The sequence below is a fragment of the Enterobacter cloacae complex sp. IR5401 genome (assembly GCF_049238425.1).
Taxonomy (GTDB): Bacteria; Pseudomonadota; Gammaproteobacteria; order Enterobacterales; family Enterobacteriaceae; genus Enterobacter; species Enterobacter hormaechei_C.
This window is the reverse complement of sequence record NZ_JBMKHN010000023.1, coordinates 14,561-33,717: the sequence shown is the minus strand read 5'-3', so window position 1 is coordinate 33,717 and position 19,157 is coordinate 14,561. Positions and strand designations below refer to the sequence as shown.

Genomic DNA, 19,157 nt, shown 5'->3' with positions numbered 1-19,157 from the left:
AATTCAGACATATTGCCTCCATTGGGTCTTATGGGTGAAACTGTATCACTCATTTGACCCAGATTGAATGTTTTTATCTGGATATTTAAACAGGTTTATTGTTAGGTAACGCACGTTGGCCACGCTGGAGCGTCTTCTGGGCCTGCTGTCGGCCTTTGAGGTCGTGGTATGGATGACGGATGGCTGGCCGCTGTATGAACCCCGCCTGAAGGGAAAGCTGCACGTTATCAGCAAGCGTTACACTCAGCGCATTGAGCGACATAACCTGAATCTGAGACAACATCTGGCAAGGCTGGGACGGAAGTCACTGTCGTTCTCAAAATCGGTGGAGCTGCATGACAAGGTCATCGGGCATTATCTGAACATAAAACACTATCAGTAAGTTGGAGTCATTACCGGTTCTCTTTGTCTTTTAGTGATTCTATAAACCTCATTACGTCTGAATATAAAAATCTATTATTTGATTTATGTGGCTCATGAGGTTGTGGGATGGTCTTGTTTTTGAATGTGCCAGTTTTCTTAATGGCAAAGATTAACTCACCTTCTGTTATTCCTAACATTTCAGCAAATGTTTTTGCTTCTATAGTTACTGACTTCATTTAATTAACTCTCATGGTATCGATTTTCTTTACCGGCATCTTTAACAATGGTGCTCGTTTCTAGTGTTGCTGCGGTACGCTTCATCATCGTCTGCGGGGCGGTTGCGATAGTGAAGGAGCTGCCGGGCGTGAGCAAATCTATCAGGCGCTGGCCGCTGATAATCTCCATCCGTTCACTGGCAATACTGACAGATTTTGAACCTGCGCCGGTTTTCCCGGTATGGCAAAACAGACCGCGACAGTTATGACGTTTAAGCAACTTCTCGAACTCCTGTACGTGCTGTAAAGCAATATGGCCGCGATAGCGTTTAGCCTGAATAAGATAGCGATATTTTCCTATTATTACCTGGCCGTCAATGCCTCCATCGCCGGTATAGCGTTTGTTTCTGATGGTTCTGAAGCCATGCGCTTCAAATCCTTCCAGCAACAGTTCTTCAAACACAAAAGGATCAATTTTCCTCAGGTAGTTAATTTTTTGTGGGAAGCCCGGCAACGTCTTTATGCGCTCCAGCACCCGCCGCGCACTTTGCTGCTTCCTTTTGTGTCGCCTGTGCCGTACTGAACGCCGGAAGAATACAACGGCAAGCAGTGCGATGGCGCTGCAAGCCCATAGAATAAGGTTTTCTGTAGTGGGGAAGGGGATCATGGTCATAGTGGGCTTTCTGAGGGTAAAGAAAAGGGCGGTTAAACCGCCCTGGTGTTTAGCGACGGCTGTATACCTGCCACGAAGCGCTGCCTGACTGATTCTGGCAAATCCGCCCGTAAAGTACGGTGCCGGTCGAGTAGCGGGCGCCATTCAGATAGCAATAGCCGCTGGATTGCAGCAGTTCGTTGCGCAGCTTTTCTTCCTGCTTTGATAGCCGGGACTCCGCAGACTGCAAACGAACGGATAATTCGTTAATCTGGCGTTGCTGGTTATTCAGCTGGCTCTGCATCGCATTACCTTTATCCTGGCTGACGCAACCAGTTAAGAGAGCTGTACAGGCTAATGCACTTAATATTATTTTTTTCACGTTGGCTCCTTAAATTGAGATTATTCCTAGTTCGCCTATAAGCGAACTTTCCCGTATTTACTTATGATCTGGCTTATCATCGACTGGTTACTTCCACCTTCGCCATTATCCGGGCATTCATTAAGAAAAGCCTTCCTGGCATCCTTCGTGTGGTTGGGTAAAAAGCCGTGCTTGTTCTTTTTAACGATATTGAAGAAAGCAGCTTCAGCACTGTTACACTCGCTTCCGCCGCTATCGCCGGTGAGCTTGCCCGCCATGCACATAATAACTTTGCAGGGATCTTCAGCATGGCTGGCAGGAATATAAAGCAGACTACCAGCTGCTATCAGAGGTATTAAGAGTTTCTTCATTGTTTTGTCCTTAACAGTTTGTTCAGATATACACTCGCCAGAATGTTGATAACGGTAAGCAATATTAATAATAACGCTGCGTTATAAATAGATTTGTAACCTATATCGCCTGCAATATATTCGACAACAAAAACGAAAATCGTTAAAATTGTGTAAAACTTGATTAACTTTCCTGTAATTTTCTTAACAATATAAGCAACTGAATAAGAGCCGGATTTGATGATGCTGGCGAGTAACCTGATCGCATGGACACGAAATTTTCTAAAAATGGGCGGAATGGAAGATGCCTTTTTCTTCCTTCTGCTTTTTTGCCTTTCCGCAAAATCAATAAGTTCGCCCATTTTTATACCCTCCGGTTATATCTTCAGATCATCAAGTGATAAACCACTATCAAGCAGCTCTTTGAGCCATGTGGGTCGGCGGCCAGTCCCGGACCAGGTATTTTCTGCGTTCCTGGGGTCGCGGTATTTTGCTGGTCTATGTTCTCTGGGGTTGGCTACGCCCTGCATCTTCATGGCTTCCAGGCTAATGCCAGCGTCCAATTTTGCAGTTAGCCAGGCCGGGCGCTTCCCTATACCAGTCCACGTATTAAAAGGGTTATCCGGGTCACGATACACGGGTTCGCCTTTTGGTCGTTTTTCTGATTTCAGGGGAACCAGCATCACCTTCCTTCCTTCAGCGGTTTTCTTTTCGTTTCTTCTTGACACGATCTCATTAGCCCTTATCATAAACAAAAGTCGTCGAAATTACAATTACGCGGTGAAACATAAATGAGTAAACATCCAAAACTCCTGGTTCTCGCTCTGGCCTGCCTTGCTTGTGCTGGCCGTGCCAGTGCTGCGCCTGCCTCCGATGAAGTTGCCAGGCTTGCGCAGAGATGTGCGCCTGATGTTTCACCCTTAACGATGGCGTACATCGTCGGCCATGAGTCCTCAAATGGGCCGTACAGGATCAATATTAACGGTAGTATTCAGTTAAAACAGCAACCGCGTACTGAAGCTGAGGCCGTCAGCGTTGCGAAAGTTCTGCTGAAGGATAATAAAAGTTTTGATATGGGCCTTGCACAAATTAACTCAAATAATTTAGTGGGCCTGGGTCTTTCGGTTGACGATATTTTCAAACCCTGCATCAACCTGCGGGCGAGCCAGACCATCCTTAAAGCCTGTTATGATAGCGCCCTGAAATCCTACCCAGCCGGGCAGGTTGCGCTGAGACACGCGCTTTCCTGCTACAACACCGGCTCACTCACAAACGGGATTTCTAACGGGTATGTCACGAAAGTTATCAACGTGGCGCGTCAATCAACTGATTTGAAAATCCCTACGCTGCTACCTGACGGCCAGACCAGTGAGGACAGCACCGCGACTGAGCCTCAGCAGGCAAAAAGTACGGCGCCGCAGTATGACGGTGAACAAGATGTTTTTGGTTCGGGTGATGGCGATGCCTTCAGCCGAAATAATACGGATGCCTTTTTAACCAGACAGGAAACAGCGAAGGGGGAATGAGGTTATGGATGGAACGTTTGTACCTTGTATTGCAATCACAGATCCTGGAGCTATTTGAAGCAGGAAAAGTGAAGGAGGTAACGATAGAACGGGTTTCATTAAAGAAGTGGTATCCCGTTTTTCAGATAGACGATGAACAGCTGGGCCAGATCGCATGTTCCATTAGGGTTAACAAAGAGCATGAGCTACGAACCTGGGCTGATTTAAGGCTACTGGCAGAGTTTTTGAAAGATAAGTGTGGCGTTGAAGAATGCCGGTTAAATCTGCAATCAACAGAAGATAGTGAGTAAGGAGAAAGTATGACCACGTTGTTTAAGAAGTATGGCCCTGCGGTAGTTATGGGCGTTTTGTCCATTGCCCTGCCGCAAATTGCGCTGGCCGCTGGCACCGATACTGGTGAATCAACCGCTACATCAATCCAGACGTGGTTGAGCACATGGATTCCAATTGGTTGTGCTATTGCGATCATGGTTAGTTGCTTTATGTGGATGCTTCACGTAATCCCAGCCAGCTTTATTCCTCGTATCGTAATCTCGCTGATTGGTATTGGTTCTGCATCATTTCTGGTTTCCCTGACGGGCGTAGGAAGCTGAACAACGCGAAAAGGGGGGACTTTTGTCCCCCAAAGTGAGGACTACAAAGATGTTCGTTGACGGGAAAAGACCGCTTTTCAAAGGTGCGACTCGCTTACCTCGCGCGCTGGGTGTACCACGTAATGTAGCTATGATGATATTCATGATTTCTGCCTCGCTTTTTATGATTATTCATATGTGGGCGATTCTGGTGTTCGTCTTTTTGTGGATTCCTTCAGCTGCATTAACAAAATATGACGACCGCATGTTTCGAATTATGGGCCTGTGGTTGAAAACCAAATTCAGTAATTGGTTTGATTCTCCGTTTAAGCAGTGGGGAGGATCGTCTTATTCCTCTGTTGACTACAAACGTAAGGGTTTAAAATAATGAGAGCTGCCACCGCTACGAAGCCAAAAAAAATTGATGCCTACCGTAAGGAGCCATCAGTAAATAAAAAGTATTTGCCCTATTCTTATCACCTCAATGATTACGTGATTTCGATGGAAAACGGCGATCTGATGGCTTTTTTCAAGCTGGATGGCCGCACACATGACTGCGCATCAGATCGGGAACTGGTCACCTGGCATAAAGACCTTAATACGCTGGTCAAGAGCTTCGGAACAGACCATGTAGAGCTGTGGACGCATGAATATCACCATGAGGCTAAAGAGTACCCGGATGGTGAGTATGACCATTTTTTCCCTGCTTATGTTGATCAATATAACCGTAAGCTGCACGGTGATTCCAAGCAGCTGATTAATGACCTTTATCTGACCGTTATTTACAAACAGGTAGGGGATAAAACACAGAAGTTTCTGGCGAAATTTGAAAAGCCGACTCGTGACGAAATTCAGCAAATGCAGAATGAGGCGCTTGAAGGTCTGGAAGATATTTCTGAACAAATCCTGGAAGCAATGAAGCCGTATGGCATTCAGCAGTTGGGTATCTATTATCGTGACAAACGCGGTGTTGAAATTCCTGCGCCTGATAAAAAAGAACGTGAAGAACTTGCTGAAGTCGATGAATCAGACATTTTTGACGAAGCCATTGTTATCGAACGCAACGAGCCTGAACCTTCGCAGGCTCACGCTTATTCAAAAGCGCTGGAGTTCCTTTATTTCCTCGCAAATATGGAATGGGCCATCGTGCCTGTTTGCCGTGATCGTATCCGTGAGTACATCATGGACAACCGCCCTGTTAGCTCCCTGTGGGGGGATGTTGTCCAGATCAGAACGGTAGATCACAACTTCTATACCACCGGCATTGAATTTCGTGAATACGAAGAAGATACAGAGCCAGGCCAGCTTAACATGCTTAAAGAAGCCGATTTTGAATACCTTCTGACGCAGAGTTTTTCTTGCCTCTCTGAATCTTCAGCTAAAACGTTTCTGACGCATCAGGAAAAATCTTTGCAGGAAACGCGCGACCGTGCGCAAAGCCAGCTGGCACAGCTTGGTACTGCGCTCGATATGCTGACGTCCAGAGAGTTCGTGATGGGCTACCATCATGGAACCGTGCATGTCTGGGATAATGACCAAAACGCGGTACAGCGCAAAGCGCGTCGTGTGAAGGTTATGCTAACCGGCTGTGGCGTGGTTGGCGGGACTATCAGCCTGGCCTCTGAGGCTGCATATTATGCGAGACTGCCTGGCAACCAGAAATGGGCGCCGCGCCCGGTTCCGATAAACTCATGGAACTTCCTGCACTTCAGCCCGTTCCACAATTTTATGCGTGGCAAGCCTGACAATAACCCGTGGGGGCCAGCGCTGACCATGTTCCGCACGATCAGCGGTACGCCACTCTATTTTAATTTCCATGTGACCCCGCTTGAAGAACTTTCCTACGGTAAACGCCCGCTGGGCCATGCGTTAATAACGGGTATGTCGGGGGAAGGTAAAACCACGCTGCTTAACTTCCTGCTGGCGCAGTCAATGAAGTACAACCCGCGGCTTTTTGTTTATGACCGTGACCGCGGTATGGAGCCGTTCATTCGAAGCGTTGGTGGCTACTATAAAGTTCTGCAACAGGGTATGCCGTCCGGGTTTGCCCCGCTTCAGATTGAACCGACCAAACGCAATATTGCCCTCATTAAAAACCTGTTCCGCATTTGTGTGGAAACCACCAATAACGGGCCTATCAGCGCAACGATGGCTACCGAACTGGCTGAAGGCGTTGATGCGGTTATGGGGGAAGGCTCACTTATTCCACGCGAGGCGCGCACCGTTACTATCCTGGACGGGTACGTGAATGAAGTTGTGGAAAATGGCGTATCACTGAAAGGGCTGCTGCGCGAATGGACGCGCGAAGGCCAGTATGGCTGGCTGTTTGACAATGATAAAGACAGCCTGGATCTCAGCGCGAATGATATTTTTGGCTTCGATTTATCCGAGTTTATCGCAGCCAAAGAGGAAGTATCCAGCCCGGCCCGTACTCCGCTCATGATGTACCTTCTGTACCGGGTACGTGACTCCATCGACGGCAAACGCCGCGTCATTCAGTGCTTTGACGAGTTCCACGCCTACCTTGACGATCCGGTTATCGAGCGTGAAGTTAAGCGTGGTATCAAAACTGACCGTAAGAAAGACGCTATCTATGTGTTTGCCACGCAGGAGCCGAACGATGCGCTGTCCAGCCGTATTGGCCGCACGATCATGTCGCAGACCGTCACAAAAATCTGCCTGCGCGATCCGGAAGCTATCCGAGAGGATTATGCCTTCCTTACTGATGCTGAATACGACGCGCTGATGTCGATTACCGAACACTCCAGACAGTTCCTGGTTAAACAAGGGCAACAGTCTGCGATTGCTTCTTTCAATCTCTACCCTCGCAACAGCGACGATATTGATGCAGATATTAAGACAATGGACAACGTTCTTAGCGTGTTGTCCGGTGAACCACAAAACGCCGAAATTGCGCATGAGCTGGTTGAACGGCTCGGTAATGACCCTGAAGTATGGCTCAAAGAATACTGGCGCCTGACGGCTTAACAACGAGGCAAAACACCATGAAAAAAACACTGACGGCAGTATTGCTGACCACCGGCCTGATTCTGGGAGGCGCGCAAAGCGCTTCCGCAGGCATCATCGTGACCAACCCTACTGAGCTGGCTAAACAGGTCGAGCAGCTTCAGCAAATGGCGCAGCAGCTGGAGCAGCTTAAAAGCCAGCTGCAAACGCAGAAAAATATGTATGAGTCGATGGCAAAGACAACCAACCTGGGCGATCTGCTGGGGACGTCTACCAGCACGCTGGCAAATAATTTGCCGGACAACTGGAAGGAGATCTACAGCGACGCCATGAACTCCAGTTCTTCCGTCACGCCTTCAGTTAACAGCATGATGGGCCAGTTTAATGCGGAAGTTGACGACATGACGCCCAGCGAAGCAATTACCTACATGAACAAAAAGCTGGCTGAAAAAGGCGCTTATGACCGCGTTATGGCAGAAAAAGCCTACAACAACCAGATGCAGGAACTAACCGATATGCAGGAGCTGACGGAGCAGATTAAAACGACTCCAGACCTGAAATCGATTGCTGACTTACAGGCCCGTATCCAGACGTCACAGGGTGCTATTCAGGGTGAGCAGGCGAAGCTGAATCTGATGAACATGTTGCAGCAGTCACAGGACAAGCTATTACGTGCGCAGAAAGAACGTGCCACCCACAATTTTGTTTTTGGAACCGGCGGGGACGTTACCGCGTCACCTTCAATTAACTGAGGTAATTATGAAAAAACTACTGCTTGTTATCCCTTTCCTCCTGGTGGCCTGCGATGCCTCGCATGACGTGGAGTGGTACAAAAAACATGAGAAAGAGCGCAAGGCAACAATTCAGGAATGCAAGAAAGACGCGGATGAACTTCAGAAACCTGATTGCAAAAACGCGCGCGAAGCCGATCGTCAGCTGTTTGTGTTCGGCAAAAAAGACGGCGAAATCAATTCACCGAAAATTTAGGAGTAAGGAGGCAATATGGCATTCACCCTAGTCGCAGACATTTTCGCAAAAGTAGACGGGGCGATTACGTCAATGGTGAGCGCCAATGTTGCCACCATTATCTCTGATGTAACGCCTCTGATTGCCACCTGTCTGACAATCAAGCTGATGGTTCAGGGGATGTACTCAGCGTTTAATCCGGGGGCGGGCGACAGCCTGAGTTCGCTGATTAAAGAGTATCTTTCCATAGCCCTTATCCTGAGCTTTGCAACGGCGGGCGGTTGGTATCAACAGGAACTGGTCAACGTGGCGCTTCACCTGCCGGATGATTTTGCCGGGATACTGTCTGCCCCTAATAAAGTCGGTGCAAGTGGCGTACCGGCGATTATTGATAGCGGTATTGAAAAAGGTATCAAGATCGTCAACACCGCATGGGAAGCCGCAGACGTGTTTTCATCGAGCGGCCTGGCCGCGTATGCCATTGGCGGCATTATGATGATTGCTACCGTTGTGCTGGGCGGCCTCGGTGCGGGCTTTGTGATCATGGCTAAGATCCTTCTGGCCGTTACGCTTTGTTTTGGCCCGATTGCAATCTTCTGCCTGCTGTGGGGAGCGACAAAAAACATCTTTGCTCGCTGGCTGGCGTCGGTCATTAACTATGGCCTTGTCGTCGTCATTCTTGCGCTCGTGTTTGGTTTCATCATGCAGATGTTCGACAACCTCCTGTCCTCGATGAACTCTGATGCCGCTTACTCATCAATCACTGGTTCTATCTCCGCCTTATTACTGACGGTCATTTCCGTTTTCGTTCTGTTCCAGATTCCGCAAATTGCCGCCAGCTGGGGTAGCGGTATCAGCGCCGGAGTTGCTGACGCCGCACGCTCTACGGGTTCTTCCATGCAGGCGATTGGCAATATGGGCAGCCACGGCATGTTTGGCGGTAATGCGTTCAGAGGCGGTAACAGTGGCGGCGGCCAGCAATCGGCAGGTGGAGGAAGTGGCAGCAACAGCGGAGGAAGCAGTGGTTCTAATTTAAGTGGTAAGGCAAGGGGCAGTCGCGGGAAGAAGGCTGCATAAAATTAAAACAAAAGTCGTTGAAATTGCAATTTCGGCGACTTATTATAATTAGTACGTTCAACAACCGATAATGGATGCCGTAATGCGCAGCTTATTGCTTATGGGAGTTCTTCTGATTAGCGCCTGTTCCAGCGGGCATAAACCGCCACCGGAGCCGGACTGGAGCAACACCGTTCCAGTAAACAAAACAATCCCGGTTGATACGCAAGGTGGTGCAAATGAAAGCTAATAAAAAAACAGGGCTTACACGTGAAGCCATTAAAGAGTTCAACGAAAGCCGTAAAGGGCTTGAAGTTGATCTGATGGATGAAGTGCTGAAGTCCCGGCGTACCGCCTGGATGGTTGCCACCGGTTCAGCGGTGGTAACTGTTTTTGCACTCTCTTTAGTTGGTTACGTGGTGCATAAGTACAGCCAGCCAATCCCCGCACATCTGCTAACGCTCAACGAGGCCACTCACGAAGTACAGCAGGTCAAGCTGACCCGCGACCAGACCTCTTATGGTGACGAAATTGATAAGTTCTGGCTGACACAATATGTCATTCACCGTGAGAGCTATGACTTCTATTCAGTTCAGGTCGACTATACGGCCGTTGGCTTAATGTCCACGCCGAACGTGGCAGAGTCTTACCAGAGCAAGTTCAAGGGCCGCAACGGTCTTGATAAGGTTCTGGGCGACAGTGAAACGACCCGCGTGAAGATTAACTCTGTGATCCTCGATAAACCGCACGGCGTAGCAACGATACGCTTTACTACGGTTCGCCGCGTGCGCAGCAATCCCGTTGATGATCAGCCGCAGCGCTGGATTGCCATTATGGGGTATGAATATAAATCGCTGGCGATGAATGCTGAGCAGCGTTATGTCAACCCGCTGGGTTTCCGCGTGACGAGTTATCGCGTCAACCCTGAAGTTAACTGAGGGCTGCCCCATGAAAAAACTACTTCTTTCAGCAGTCGTTTTGTCAGTCCTGGGAGGCGCGGCCACTAACGTTATGGCGCTTGAGGTTGGCCGCAATTCTCCTTATGACTATCGCATTAAAAGCGTTGTTTATAACCCTGTTAATGTGGTCAAAATTGACGCTATCGCCGGTGTGGCTACCCACATTGTTGTCGCGCCTGACGAAACCTATATCACTCATGCTTTTGGCGATTCTGAAAGCTGGACGTTTGCGCACAAAATGAACCATTTTTTTGTGAAGCCGAAACAGGCCATGAGTGATACCAACCTGGTGATCGTCACCGATAAGCGCACCTATAACATCGTCCTCCATTTCATCGGTGAAGAAACGAAGAAAAATGCAGACGGTACGGTATCAAAATCCTTTATTGAAACGCCGTGGGCTGTGCGCCAGGCCGTTCTTCAGCTGACCTATGAATATCCGTTTGAGCAGCAGGAAAAAGCCAAAAGCGCGGCTGATAAAAAACGCATTACGCAGAAGCTGAAGCAGACGGCTTTTGCGGGGGCGAAGAACTATCAGTACGTAATGAGCGAACAGCCTGAAATGCGCAGCATCCAGCCGGTTCACGTCTGGGATAACTACCGCTTTACCCGGTTTGAGTTTCCGGCCAATGCGGAGTTACCGCAGGTCTACATGATCTCGGCCAGTGGCAAAGAAACGCTGCCTAACTCTCATGTTGTGGGTGAGAACCGCAACATCATCGAGGTGGAAACCGTCGCTAAAGAGTGGCGTATTCGTCTGGGCGATAAAGTCGTTGGCGTTCGTAATAATAATTTCGCGCCGGGCGCCGGTGCGGTAGCAACCGGTACGGCTTCCCCGGATGTGCGCAGGGTTCAAATTGGGGAGGATAACTGATGGCCCGTAAAAGTGTCGATGTAGATCAGGAACTCGATGAAAACACCGGAGACGGTGAATTTGAAAGCGAGCGTGGCGGATTTAAAGGCAGTAACCGCCGTTCGGCTCCTGGTATGAAAGCCTTTGTCATACTGATGGCGCTGCTTGCTTTGGTATTCATCGGGATTACGGTCATGGGTAAAATTCGCACCCCGGCTAAAGCTGAAGCTGATAAAGACGGTGGTAAAGCGCAACAGGCCAATACACTGCCAAACTACAGCTTTAACAGCGATCCTGATGTTAATAAACCTGCAACTGCGCAGAATAGCGCCACTGATGCCCGTGCTGTGCAGGCTGCCGCACAGGCAGATGCAGATGCGGGCAGCAGCAATACCGCCGCGCGTACCTCTAATAAGCGTAAAGAACCTTCGCCTGAAGAACTGGCTATGCAGCGTCGTCTGGGCGGCGAGCTGGCCCAGACTAATCAGGCGGCTACAAGCAATAGTCCCGGAGTGCAGCCCCAGGACAACGAAACAAGCGAAGGTAGTTCAGCACTCGCTAAAAACCTGACTCCTGCAAGGCTGAAGGCTAGCCGCGCTGGAGTCATGGCTAATCCCAGCCTGACTGTTCCGAAAGGCAAAATGATCCCCTGTGGTACCGGCACCGAGCTGGATACCACTGTTCCGGGTCAGGTTTCCTGCCGGGTTTCACAGGACGTTTACTCAGCTGATGGACTCGTTAGGCTGATTGATAAAGGCTCATGGGTTGACGGGCAGATTACCGGTGGTATCAAAGACGGCCAGGCGCGCGTGTTTGTTCTCTGGGAGCGTATCCGCAATGACCAGGACGGGACAATCGTTAATATTGACAGTGCCGGAACGAACTCACTCGGCAGCGCGGGGATTCCGGGCCAGGTGGATACCCATATGTGGGAGCGTCTGCGTGGTGCGATCATGATTTCGTTGTTCTCTGACACCTTAACGGCGCTGGTTAACCAGACGCAGAGTAATAACATTCAGTACAACAGCACAGAAAACAGCGGTGAGCAGCTGGCGTCTGAAGCACTTCGCTCTTACATGTCTATCCCCCCTACCCTCTACGATCAGCAGGGTGATGCGGTGAGCATTTTTGTTGCCCGCGACCTCGATTTCAGCGGCGTTTATACGCTCGCAGACAACTAAAAAAGTGGGCGCTTAGCGCCCGCTTTTCTTCAGGAGTAATCATGACTGATGCAGCTTTCTATCAACTTGGCCCACTGCGCGAGTATTTAGAAGATCCTACTGTTTTTGAAATTCGCATTAACTGCTTTCAGGAAGTTATCTGTGATACGTTCAGCGGCCGCAGGGTTGTGCAGAACGCGGCAATTACGGCAGATTTTATTAGGAACCTTGCTAAATCGTTGGTGAGCAGCAACAAGCTGACCATGCAGGCCATTAATGACGTGATCCTGCCTGGCGGGATCAGGGGCGTTATCTGTCTGCCCCCTGCGGTGATTGACGGTACAACGGCCGTAGCGTTTCGTAAGGATTTGGCGGCCGATAAAAATCTGGAGCAGCTGACCAGCGAGGGGATTTTCAGTGACTGCCGGAAGATTACCGGCAGCAAGCAAAGCCTAACGGATGATGATTTTTTCCTTAAAGAGCTGCACAGCAGCGAAAAATGGCCCGCATTCCTGCAAACCGCCGTTGAGAAGAAACGCACTATCGTGATCTGCGGTGAAACCGGGTCGGGGAAAACGGTACTCACGCGCGCGCTGTTAAAATCGCTACATAAAGACGAGCGTGTAATTATTTTAGAGGACGTTCACGAAGTCACGGTCGATCACGTTGTAGAAGCCGTTTATATGATGTACGGCGATGCAGGAAAGATCGGCCGCGTCAGCGCCACTGATGCCCTGCGAGCCTGTATGCGTCTGACACCGGGCCGTATCATCATGACTGAGCTTAGGGATGATGCTGCGTGGGATTATCTTAAAGCACTTAATACCGGCCATCCAGGCGGTGTTATGTCAACGCACGCTAACTCTGCGCGCGATGCCTTTAACCGTATTGGGCTGCTTATCAAGGCGACCCCTATCGGCCGTATGCTCGATATGAGCGATATTATGCGAATGCTCTACTCCACCATTGACGTTGTGGTGCATATGGAAAAGCGGAAAATCAAAGAAATTTATTTTGACCCTGAATATAAAATGCAGTGTGTGAACGGGAGCCTGTAATGAAAAACTTAGCAACCTGGCTTCTGGCCGCAGCATTTACGACAGCCGCCCTGCCCGCCTTTGCGGTGGAACCATCCGTTCAGGTTGGCTACTCGCCTGAAGGAAGCGCCCGCGTTCTCGTCCTGAGCGCCATTGACTCCGCAAAAACCTCGATACGGATGATGGCTTATTCTTTTACCGCCCCGGATATTATGAAGGCGCTGGTAGCAGCCAAAAAACGGGGAGTTGATGTGAAAATCGTAATTGATGAAAGGGGCAATACGGGGCGCGCCAGCATTGCGGCCATGAACTACATAGCGAACAGCGGCATCCCTTTGCGTACTGACAGTGATTTCCCTATCCAGCATGACAAGGTGATCATCGTGGATAATGTGACCGTTGAAACTGGCAGCTTTAATTTCACCAAAGCGGCCGAAACGAAAAACTCGGAGAATGCGGTGGTGATCTGGAACATGCCTAAGCTCGCTGAATCATTCCTCGAACACTGGCAAGACCGCTGGAATCGGGGGAGAGACTACCGTTCCAGCTACTGAATACTGACCGCCGAAAGGCGGTTTTTTTTGTTCAAAGAAACTGATCTCAGTATCGCGCACGGGGCAGCTGGCCAACGTCGCCGGCATCGCGCCGGCAAAAATCGAAAAACAGAAATATCAGCAAGATAGCTTAAACAGGTGTCGGGAAATTTCGTTGAGATATTTTGAAGGAATCACAGTGTAAGCAGGCGGCCTATTTCAAAAAAGGCGGCTGTACGGTAGTCACTGACTCTCTCGCAGATCTTCCCGCTCATGTACCAGTAATACCCGTCAGTGCTGACAATATCGAGCAAATACCGCATATCATAAACCGTATCGGGTATTACCTCACCCTCACCGGCCAGAACGCCGCTGGCAATAGAATGGTTCCCTCCTCGTACAAAGCCTATCCGCCAGGGCAACCACAAAGTAACGCGGTGGTTAATATCCTGTACCCACGGATTGCCCTTAGCGCTGCCTATATCGGCTAAAGCACTCCGGTAGCTTGATTCATCCCACGGCCACGGCAGGATCTTGGCCGTCGCAAGCGCCAGGGGAAAATCTTCAGCTGCAAGCCTGAGTGATTTCATGTGCGTGTAATCCATCGCCCAGATGATTTTTGTGAAGAAGAACTCGCGCTCGTTCATGTCCGGGCGCGCGTCCTGGCCCTCCGTGCCAACGGCCAGCAAGTAATCGGCCTGAATTGGCAGTATCAGCGCGCGTAGTAAGTCATGGATCGCCGGTTGCGGCAGTCTGCGCGCCAGATTAATTACCCGGTCGAACTTCAGTTTATCCTGCTTGCGCTTGTCGGTCTGCTCCATCAGATTTCATGGCCCCCTTCTTCATGCTCATGCTCATGGGTGTGTTCTTTTCCGGTATGGCTCTGTTCCGCCTGAGACGTCTGCGGCATGGCGTAATCGTCGTAAATGCTGCTGTCAAAGTCGTAGTCTGATGCTTCGGCATAATGCTCGTAATCGGCATACTCCTGCGCGCTCCACTGCTGATCGTCGGCAGCAGCATAATCATGGGCCAGTTCTGCATCATTTTGCTGTGCTTCATGACGCCGCAGGCCAACGGAATCATCCATAGGGTTCTGCTTAAGATGAAAGGCGTCCTCTGCGTTGCTCACCGGCTGATAATCAGTGCCGGTTGTCATGTTATGTTCATCGGGTTTCTGGTTAAACGCCATGCTTTCCCCCGTGGCTTCTGGCAGACCTTTTTCAGCTGATCGGGTTTCTAAACTGGTATCGCGGCCAATATCCTTAAACCTGGCCTCAAGCCCAAAGAAACGGTCAATTTCTGCGGCCGTGGTTTTCGGGCTGTCGCGGCTCACGCTCGATGCCAAAGATTTTTTATCGTCGGTAAAAATTTCCACCTCATGACGCGCACGCGAAATACCAACATAAAAAACGTCCTTAGAAGTGGTAAGCGATTTGGTATCTATGTTGAACAACACGCGATCACAGGTAAGCCCCTGGGATTTGTGGACGGTGGTTGCATAAGCATAGGAAAGATAAGAAGCCTGTTTTTTGTCCAGCTCAACCGTGCGCCCTTTTTTGTCCTCAAGCGTCAGTTTTTCACCCTCCACGGTTTTCACCGTGAAGCGGTCGCCGTTGGCAACGTCCAGCGTTTTATCGTTACGCGTTACCATAACCTTATCGCCCGGCGCCAGTTCGGCGCTGACTGCCTGGTATACAGACAGCTTGGTGTGTGTACGCGGGCTGAAAGCGATCTGCTCACCGCTGCTGCTTTCAACCGTCAATTTGTTGCCCGGCCCGGTATCAAGAACCTGGTAAGACTCGCCCCGCTTCATACCATTTTTGTAATCCTGTTCGGGGATAATGATTTGCCCTTTACTGAAATAACGGCTGTCGCGGCGTTCCGCCTGTGTCGAATCCACGCGGTCAAGTAGCGTGAACGTTTCGCCGGTTCCGGCAAGCCCCAGATTGCCCCGGATGTAGTCATTGAGGGTTTTGCGTGAGGCGTTCGTACCAGAGATTATCAGGGTGGCATCCTGTTGTTCTGAGGACAGAGACAGGTAGCGATCGGCTAGTTGAGAGAGTCGGGGCGCTTCTTCCTTCAGTTCGTTCACGCCGGTGATATTTTTCAGGGCGCGCGCGGCATTACCTTCAGCGGCATACTTAACCGCCTCAAGCAAAACTTCATTCTTCTGTCGCTGAATGTCTTTCATGTAGCTGGTCTGCATACCTGCTTTAATCAGCTGCTCAAAAGGCTTACCGGCTTCTACCGCTTTCGTCTGTGACGTATCCCCCAGGAATACCGCGCGAGCGTTATGCTTCTCGATCACCTCCATCAGCTGTTTCATCTGTCGGGCGGGTATAACCCCGGCTTCATCAATGAATACGACTGATTTTTCATCCAGCTTTTTATCCTTCGCTTTGAGGAAAGCGGCAACGGTGCGGGCCGGTAATCCATCATCTTCAAGCGCTTTTTTCTGTGTCCCATAGGGGGCCAGCGCCGTGACCTTCAGCCCTTGTGACTCCAGCAGCTCTTTAGCGGCCATCGTCATATAGCTTTTACCGGTACCGGCGTAACCATGTGCGGCCACAAACCGATCTTTGCTCGTCACAATTTCTGTAACCGCGCGCATCTGCTCCTTCTTGAGGGTTTTCCCGGCAAGCAGCTGGCCTGCAATCTCTGCGGTCAGCTGTCGCGGCATCTGCCCCCGGCCGCGTGATTCGATAGTCAGAATGGAACGCTCAAGGCGAATACCCTCCACGGTAGTGACGCGGTGGCTGGTCTTTTTAAGCCTGCCGTTTTTAATACCATCATCTACCGCAAAACGGGCTTTATCCGCACGCATCCCGCTATTCGTCAGCGAGTCGATCCACTCTTTGCGCGTCAGAGTTTCGGCCATAACTGAAGCACCGACCTTCAGAGTTGATTGATACCGGGCTTCGCCCTCGATGATGGCGCCCTTCTGTACCGCCTTCAGGTACGCTTTTTCAACATCGGCTATTGTGGCATGGCCCAGCACCTGCTTATTAGCGATTTGAATCAGCTTCTGGCGTTCAAAGCTGGCATCGCGCTCTGACAGCGACTTAACTGCAAACTGGATAGCCCGGTCAGCTTTAACCTCCGGGCTGGTAAAATCCGGGGCCATGTTGCGCGCTATATCAGCCTCCAGAGGTTTACCGTGTCCCTGCCATTCACGGTTATCAAAATCAATGCCGAGCGTTTTGGCGCGGCTGGCCCATTCCTGGTGAATTTCTTCACGGGAATGCTCTGTTTTCTTTTCACGCGTAGCCATCGAGACGCGGCTTTTCGTCTGAGCATCGGCGGTTTCCCGCGTCAGCCCCATTGCAGCGAGTCCCTTTTCAATTTGCTCCGACCGGCGGGAAAAAGCGCGAATCTGTTCATCTGAAAAATGGGCCATATCGAACGTGTTATTTTTGCTGTTGTAACGCAGCTCATAACCGGCTTTGGTCAACTCCAACGCCAGCTCCTGTTTGTAAACATCGCCCAGGTGCATTTTATTACGCATCAGCTCATCATTTTTGAGCGCGCGCCACTGGCCGTCCTCGCGCTGGGTCATGTTCATGACAAAAGCGTGTGTGTGCAAATCAGGATCTAGCGCCCTGGACGTTTCGTGGCGGAAAGTAGCGACGACAAGGTTATTGGTATTCTGGGTTACTGATTTCCCCTGGCGAGTCGTCCGGGCCTGCGCGAGTTTTTCAGCTTCACGCACAGCAGCGGCAACAGCTTTTTCATGAGCCTCGATAATGGTTTTATCGCCGTGTATCAGCGCCTGCATGGATACCCCTTTAGGCGCTGAAAACGTCAGGTCGTAGCCCAGACGCTCTTTTTTGGCATCACCCACGTGTCGCTGCATATGCGTGAAGGTATCTATCTCACCGACAAGCAGCTCTTTAAACCGGGCTGATTCAACGTCCCCGGATAAGCCGAGGGCTTCAGCTCCGGTTCCCTGCCAGGACGTGAATGATGAATCCTTACTGTAGTAATCATCCTTTGCATCAGAGTAGTAGCCCACAACGCTAGTGACGTTCTGGCGGGTAATCGTGGTTATATCAAGCATCAGATATCCCTCAGTTCAATGCCAGGAACAGGGTTTTTGCGATGGTATTTAACGTGTTTAGCCTTGAACTTAGCGACGGGCATATCACCAGGCAACGCCAGATAGCCGGTGAGGTTTGGCAACATTGATATTTCGGTAGGCGTTACGGCACGAACAACTTTAACGTCGCGGCGTTTACGGACAATCCAGGGCTTCTGAGGATCGGATTCTTTACGCTCAACTTCGCCTTCTATCTCACCGAGTGAGCGCGACATTTGATCCAACGTTTCATCACCGAGACGGCTGCCGCCCAGCACGATGTTAGAACGCATGTTAGCCAGAATTGTCTGAGCCATATCCCGACCATAAACCTTAACCAGCTGAGAATAGGTTTGATAGCCAGCATAAACACACAGACCGCTTTTACGCCCTTTGGTCAGTGCATCGTTGAGGTTTGGCAGAAACTGGAGTGATTCCAGCTCGTCAATAAATACATTAATGCGGCTTTCTTTTTCACCCATACCCAGCACGATAGAAAAAATCGAATCCAGCCAGCAGGAAATTAGCGGATTAAGTGACCTTTTCATTTCTTCCTGCCAGGTGATAAACAAGGTTCCCGGCTTTCCATCATCAAGCCAGTCACGCAGGGAAAAATTACCTTCCGGCATTTTCAAATGTGGGGCAAGATTCTTACTGAGAACAAATCGCGCGCTTCCAACTGCTTTTTCAGACCCGGAAAAAATAGCTTCGGCAGGCGTCCCCATTAAAAATTCTTTTAATTTTTTCTGGTCAACGTTACAGGCCCAGTGAATAACTTCTTCCATAGTTACTGTGCTGTATAGGCTGTGAAGTTTTTTCGAAACTTCACTAAAAATAAGACGGCCATAGCCGAACCATTCTTCAGTAGCCATATCAGGGCTTTCCTGAACAATAGAGTTCACTAAGCGCTCGTAATCATATGAACGGCGAATTTCATTGAAAAACACCCAGCCTTCAGTGCGTTTATCATAGGCGTTTAAAATAACATCGCCGGGACGATAGAAATTCTTTAAGAACCCCCCATTTGGATCTAAAGCAATATTTTTGCCGCCTCTAATGATGCTCTTAAATAACAGTTCATTGAAAATTGTGGTTTTACCAGTACCGGTTGTACCGGCAATCGAAAAATGCAAGTTCTCAGCGTATGTAGGTATGGGGATATTAGCCACGGTTAACTGGTTGACACCTCTTTCGCGTGTTTTATCAGCGAGTGTTCTGGCGCTAACAAGCTCTGTACCACGATAAATCTTTTTGAATCTTTCGCCTTTAAACACGCGTGATTTATCATAAATGATAAAAGCGATCAGACCGCCAACACCAATAAACCAGCCAGCAATTAAAGCTGACCATAAAGGCCATAGCGAAAAAGTATTCTTAACCAGATACGGAATCAGGTATTTAGCCGTGGATGGATCAATACCGTAGGTAAATTTTGCAACTAGAAACCATACCATCACTGGAGGCAAAGTAATTGCAAATAAAAATGCTAAGCCTCTTTCTCTATCGTCCATT

23 protein-coding genes and 1 pseudogene are annotated in these 19,157 nt (G+C 49.7%); 15 read left to right on the top strand and 9 right to left on the bottom strand.

The annotated features are described in order from the left end of the window. Nucleotides 1-109: 109 nt before the first annotated feature. A pseudogene (locus ACOTX1_RS22030) lies at nt 110-382 on the top strand (IS1 family transposase); the annotation flags it as partial. Nucleotides 383-392: 10 nt separating this feature from the next. On the opposite strand, the gene ACOTX1_RS22025 reads toward ACOTX1_RS22030, so the two are convergent. The 6 genes from ACOTX1_RS22025 to ACOTX1_RS22000 are packed head-to-tail and all read right to left on the bottom strand — an operon-like array spanning nt 393 to nt 2,624. Then, on the bottom strand, nt 393-599 hold the full coding sequence (locus tag ACOTX1_RS22025; protein ID WP_001749967.1) for a hypothetical protein: 207 nt from the start codon (nt 597-599) through the stop codon (nt 393-395). A gap of 4 nt (nt 600-603) precedes the next feature. After that, entirely contained in the window at nt 604-1,251 is a 648-nt protein-coding gene (locus tag ACOTX1_RS22020; protein ID WP_015344958.1) for a restriction endonuclease, read from the bottom strand. 49 nt (nt 1,252-1,300) lie between these two features. After that, on the bottom strand, nt 1,301-1,612 hold the full coding sequence (locus tag ACOTX1_RS22015) for a hypothetical protein (RefSeq protein WP_001452736.1): 312 nt from the start codon (nt 1,610-1,612) through the stop codon (nt 1,301-1,303). Nucleotides 1,613-1,647: 35 nt separating this feature from the next. Further along, nucleotides 1,648-1,962 (bottom strand): TrbM/KikA/MpfK family conjugal transfer protein, encoded by a 315-nt coding sequence (locus ACOTX1_RS22010; RefSeq protein WP_001749965.1) that lies wholly within the window; start codon nt 1,960-1,962, stop codon nt 1,648-1,650. Continuing rightward, nucleotides 1,959-2,303: a hypothetical protein gene (locus ACOTX1_RS22005; protein WP_001749964.1), complete on the bottom strand. Its 345-nt coding sequence runs from the start codon at nt 2,301-2,303 to the stop codon at nt 1,959-1,961. The genes ACOTX1_RS22010 and ACOTX1_RS22005 overlap by 4 nt, the downstream gene beginning before the upstream one ends. Nucleotides 2,304-2,318: 15 nt before the next feature. Further along, complete coding sequence (locus ACOTX1_RS22000) at nt 2,319-2,624, bottom strand: H-NS family nucleoid-associated regulatory protein (protein WP_000960954.1); 306 nt, start codon at nt 2,622-2,624, stop codon at nt 2,319-2,321. A gap of 108 nt (nt 2,625-2,732) precedes the next feature. On the opposite strand from ACOTX1_RS22000, the gene ACOTX1_RS21995 reads away from it, so the two are divergent. The 14 genes from ACOTX1_RS21995 (at nt 2,733) to ACOTX1_RS21930 (ending at nt 13,591) form a co-directional block, all read left to right on the top strand. Further along, entirely contained in the window at nt 2,733-3,467 is a 735-nt protein-coding gene (locus ACOTX1_RS21995) for a lytic transglycosylase domain-containing protein (protein WP_001749963.1), read from the top strand. An 8-nt stretch (nt 3,468-3,475) separates the two neighbouring features. Beyond that, nucleotides 3,476-3,757, top strand: coding sequence for a transcriptional repressor KorA (gene korA, locus ACOTX1_RS21990; RefSeq protein WP_000440698.1), 282 nt, complete (start codon nt 3,476-3,478; stop codon nt 3,755-3,757). A 9-nt stretch (nt 3,758-3,766) separates the two neighbouring features. After that, nucleotides 3,767-4,060 carry a hypothetical protein gene (locus ACOTX1_RS21985; protein ID WP_001749962.1) on the top strand — a complete coding sequence of 98 codons (294 nt, stop codon included), beginning with the start codon at nt 3,767-3,769 and terminating at the stop codon, nt 4,058-4,060. Nucleotides 4,061-4,109: 49 nt separating this feature from the next. Continuing rightward, entirely contained in the window at nt 4,110-4,427 is a 318-nt protein-coding gene (locus ACOTX1_RS21980) for a VirB3 family type IV secretion system protein (protein ID WP_000496058.1), read from the top strand. Nucleotides 4,428-4,558: 131 nt separating this feature from the next. After that, entirely contained in the window at nt 4,559-7,027 is a 2,469-nt protein-coding gene (locus ACOTX1_RS21975; RefSeq protein WP_224743086.1) for a VirB4 family type IV secretion/conjugal transfer ATPase, read from the top strand. A 17-nt stretch (nt 7,028-7,044) separates the two neighbouring features. Next, nucleotides 7,045-7,758 carry a type IV secretion system protein gene (locus ACOTX1_RS21970; RefSeq protein WP_001749960.1) on the top strand — a complete coding sequence of 238 codons (714 nt, stop codon included), beginning with the start codon at nt 7,045-7,047 and terminating at the stop codon, nt 7,756-7,758. A gap of 7 nt (nt 7,759-7,765) precedes the next feature. Next, nucleotides 7,766-7,993, top strand: coding sequence for an IncN-type entry exclusion lipoprotein EexN (eexN, locus tag ACOTX1_RS21965; protein WP_001749959.1), 228 nt, complete (start codon nt 7,766-7,768; stop codon nt 7,991-7,993). Nucleotides 7,994-8,008: 15 nt separating this feature from the next. Next, entirely contained in the window at nt 8,009-9,049 is a 1,041-nt protein-coding gene (locus ACOTX1_RS21960; RefSeq protein WP_421766873.1) for a type IV secretion system protein, read from the top strand. A 70-nt stretch (nt 9,050-9,119) separates the two neighbouring features. Continuing rightward, nucleotides 9,120-9,278: a hypothetical protein gene (locus ACOTX1_RS21955; RefSeq protein ID WP_012561180.1), complete on the top strand. Its 159-nt coding sequence runs from the start codon at nt 9,120-9,122 to the stop codon at nt 9,276-9,278. Next, entirely contained in the window at nt 9,268-9,966 is a 699-nt protein-coding gene (locus ACOTX1_RS21950; protein ID WP_000646594.1) for a virB8 family protein, read from the top strand. The genes ACOTX1_RS21955 and ACOTX1_RS21950 overlap by 11 nt, the downstream gene beginning before the upstream one ends. Nucleotides 9,967-9,976: 10 nt before the next feature. Next, entirely contained in the window at nt 9,977-10,861 is an 885-nt protein-coding gene (locus ACOTX1_RS21945; RefSeq protein WP_000735066.1) for a TrbG/VirB9 family P-type conjugative transfer protein, read from the top strand. Further along, nucleotides 10,861-12,021, top strand: coding sequence for a type IV secretion system protein VirB10 (virB10, locus tag ACOTX1_RS21940; RefSeq protein WP_000101710.1), 1,161 nt, complete (start codon nt 10,861-10,863; stop codon nt 12,019-12,021). Before ACOTX1_RS21945 ends, virB10 begins: the two co-directional genes overlap by 1 nt. 41 nt (nt 12,022-12,062) lie before the next feature. Then, on the top strand, nt 12,063-13,058 hold the full coding sequence (locus ACOTX1_RS21935) for an ATPase, T2SS/T4P/T4SS family (RefSeq protein WP_000128596.1): 996 nt from the start codon (nt 12,063-12,065) through the stop codon (nt 13,056-13,058). Next, complete coding sequence (locus tag ACOTX1_RS21930) at nt 13,058-13,591, top strand: phospholipase D family protein (protein WP_000792636.1); 534 nt, start codon at nt 13,058-13,060, stop codon at nt 13,589-13,591. Before ACOTX1_RS21935 ends, ACOTX1_RS21930 begins: the two co-directional genes overlap by 1 nt. Nucleotides 13,592-13,764: 173 nt before the next feature. Here the strand turns inward: ACOTX1_RS21930 and ACOTX1_RS21925 are convergent, their stop codons facing one another. The 3 genes from ACOTX1_RS21925 to ACOTX1_RS21915 are packed head-to-tail and all read right to left on the bottom strand — an operon-like array spanning nt 13,765 to nt 19,156. Further along, entirely contained in the window at nt 13,765-14,391 is a 627-nt protein-coding gene (locus tag ACOTX1_RS21925; protein WP_013851369.1) for a DUF6710 family protein, read from the bottom strand. Then, complete coding sequence (gene mobF, locus ACOTX1_RS21920; protein WP_060435336.1) at nt 14,391-17,627, bottom strand: MobF family relaxase; 3,237 nt, start codon at nt 17,625-17,627, stop codon at nt 14,391-14,393. Before mobF ends, ACOTX1_RS21925 begins: the two co-directional genes overlap by 1 nt. Further along, nucleotides 17,627-19,156, bottom strand: coding sequence for a type IV secretion system DNA-binding domain-containing protein (locus ACOTX1_RS21915; protein ID WP_001749976.1), 1,530 nt, complete (start codon nt 19,154-19,156; stop codon nt 17,627-17,629). Before ACOTX1_RS21915 ends, mobF begins: the two co-directional genes overlap by 1 nt. Between the last annotated feature and the right edge of the window lies 1 nt (nt 19,157).

Bases quoted from the DNA above. Each gene is read 5' to 3' on its own strand.
- ACOTX1_RS21975 (WP_224743086.1), top strand. From the start codon at position 4,559: ATGGCTTTTTTCAAGCTGGATGGCCGCACACATGACTGCGCATCAGAT.
- ACOTX1_RS21995 (WP_001749963.1), top strand. From the start codon at position 2,733: ATGAGTAAACATCCAAAACTCCTGGTTCTCGCTCTGGCCTGCCTTGCT.
- eexN (WP_001749959.1), top strand. From the start codon at position 7,766: ATGAAAAAACTACTGCTTGTTATCCCTTTCCTCCTGGTGGCCTGCGAT.
- ACOTX1_RS21960 (WP_421766873.1), top strand. From the start codon at position 8,009: ATGGCATTCACCCTAGTCGCAGACATTTTCGCAAAAGTAGACGGGGCG.
- ACOTX1_RS21970 (WP_001749960.1), top strand. From the start codon at position 7,045: ATGAAAAAAACACTGACGGCAGTATTGCTGACCACCGGCCTGATTCTG.
- ACOTX1_RS21985 (WP_001749962.1), top strand. From the start codon at position 3,767: ATGACCACGTTGTTTAAGAAGTATGGCCCTGCGGTAGTTATGGGCGTT.
- ACOTX1_RS21945 (WP_000735066.1), top strand. From the start codon at position 9,977: ATGAAAAAACTACTTCTTTCAGCAGTCGTTTTGTCAGTCCTGGGAGGC.
- ACOTX1_RS22010 (WP_001749965.1), bottom strand. From the start codon at position 1,962: ATGAAGAAACTCTTAATACCTCTGATAGCAGCTGGTAGTCTGCTTTAT.
- ACOTX1_RS21915 (WP_001749976.1), bottom strand. From the start codon at position 19,156: ATGGACGATAGAGAAAGAGGCTTAGCATTTTTATTTGCAATTACTTTG.
- ACOTX1_RS22000 (WP_000960954.1), bottom strand. From the start codon at position 2,624: ATGCTGGTTCCCCTGAAATCAGAAAAACGACCAAAAGGCGAACCCGTG.
- ACOTX1_RS21925 (WP_013851369.1), bottom strand. From the start codon at position 14,391: ATGGAGCAGACCGACAAGCGCAAGCAGGATAAACTGAAGTTCGACCGG.
- ACOTX1_RS21980 (WP_000496058.1), top strand. From the start codon at position 4,110: ATGTTCGTTGACGGGAAAAGACCGCTTTTCAAAGGTGCGACTCGCTTA.
- virB10 (WP_000101710.1), top strand. From the start codon at position 10,861: ATGGCCCGTAAAAGTGTCGATGTAGATCAGGAACTCGATGAAAACACC.
- korA (WP_000440698.1), top strand. From the start codon at position 3,476: ATGGAACGTTTGTACCTTGTATTGCAATCACAGATCCTGGAGCTATTT.
- ACOTX1_RS21935 (WP_000128596.1), top strand. From the start codon at position 12,063: ATGACTGATGCAGCTTTCTATCAACTTGGCCCACTGCGCGAGTATTTA.
- ACOTX1_RS22020 (WP_015344958.1), bottom strand. From the start codon at position 1,251: ATGACCATGATCCCCTTCCCCACTACAGAAAACCTTATTCTATGGGCT.
- ACOTX1_RS21930 (WP_000792636.1), top strand. From the start codon at position 13,058: ATGAAAAACTTAGCAACCTGGCTTCTGGCCGCAGCATTTACGACAGCC.
- ACOTX1_RS22025 (WP_001749967.1), bottom strand. From the start codon at position 599: ATGAAGTCAGTAACTATAGAAGCAAAAACATTTGCTGAAATGTTAGGA.
- mobF (WP_060435336.1), bottom strand. From the start codon at position 17,627: ATGCTTGATATAACCACGATTACCCGCCAGAACGTCACTAGCGTTGTG.
- ACOTX1_RS21950 (WP_000646594.1), top strand. From the start codon at position 9,268: ATGAAAGCTAATAAAAAAACAGGGCTTACACGTGAAGCCATTAAAGAG.
- ACOTX1_RS21955 (WP_012561180.1), top strand. From the start codon at position 9,120: ATGGATGCCGTAATGCGCAGCTTATTGCTTATGGGAGTTCTTCTGATT.
- ACOTX1_RS22005 (WP_001749964.1), bottom strand. From the start codon at position 2,303: ATGGGCGAACTTATTGATTTTGCGGAAAGGCAAAAAAGCAGAAGGAAG.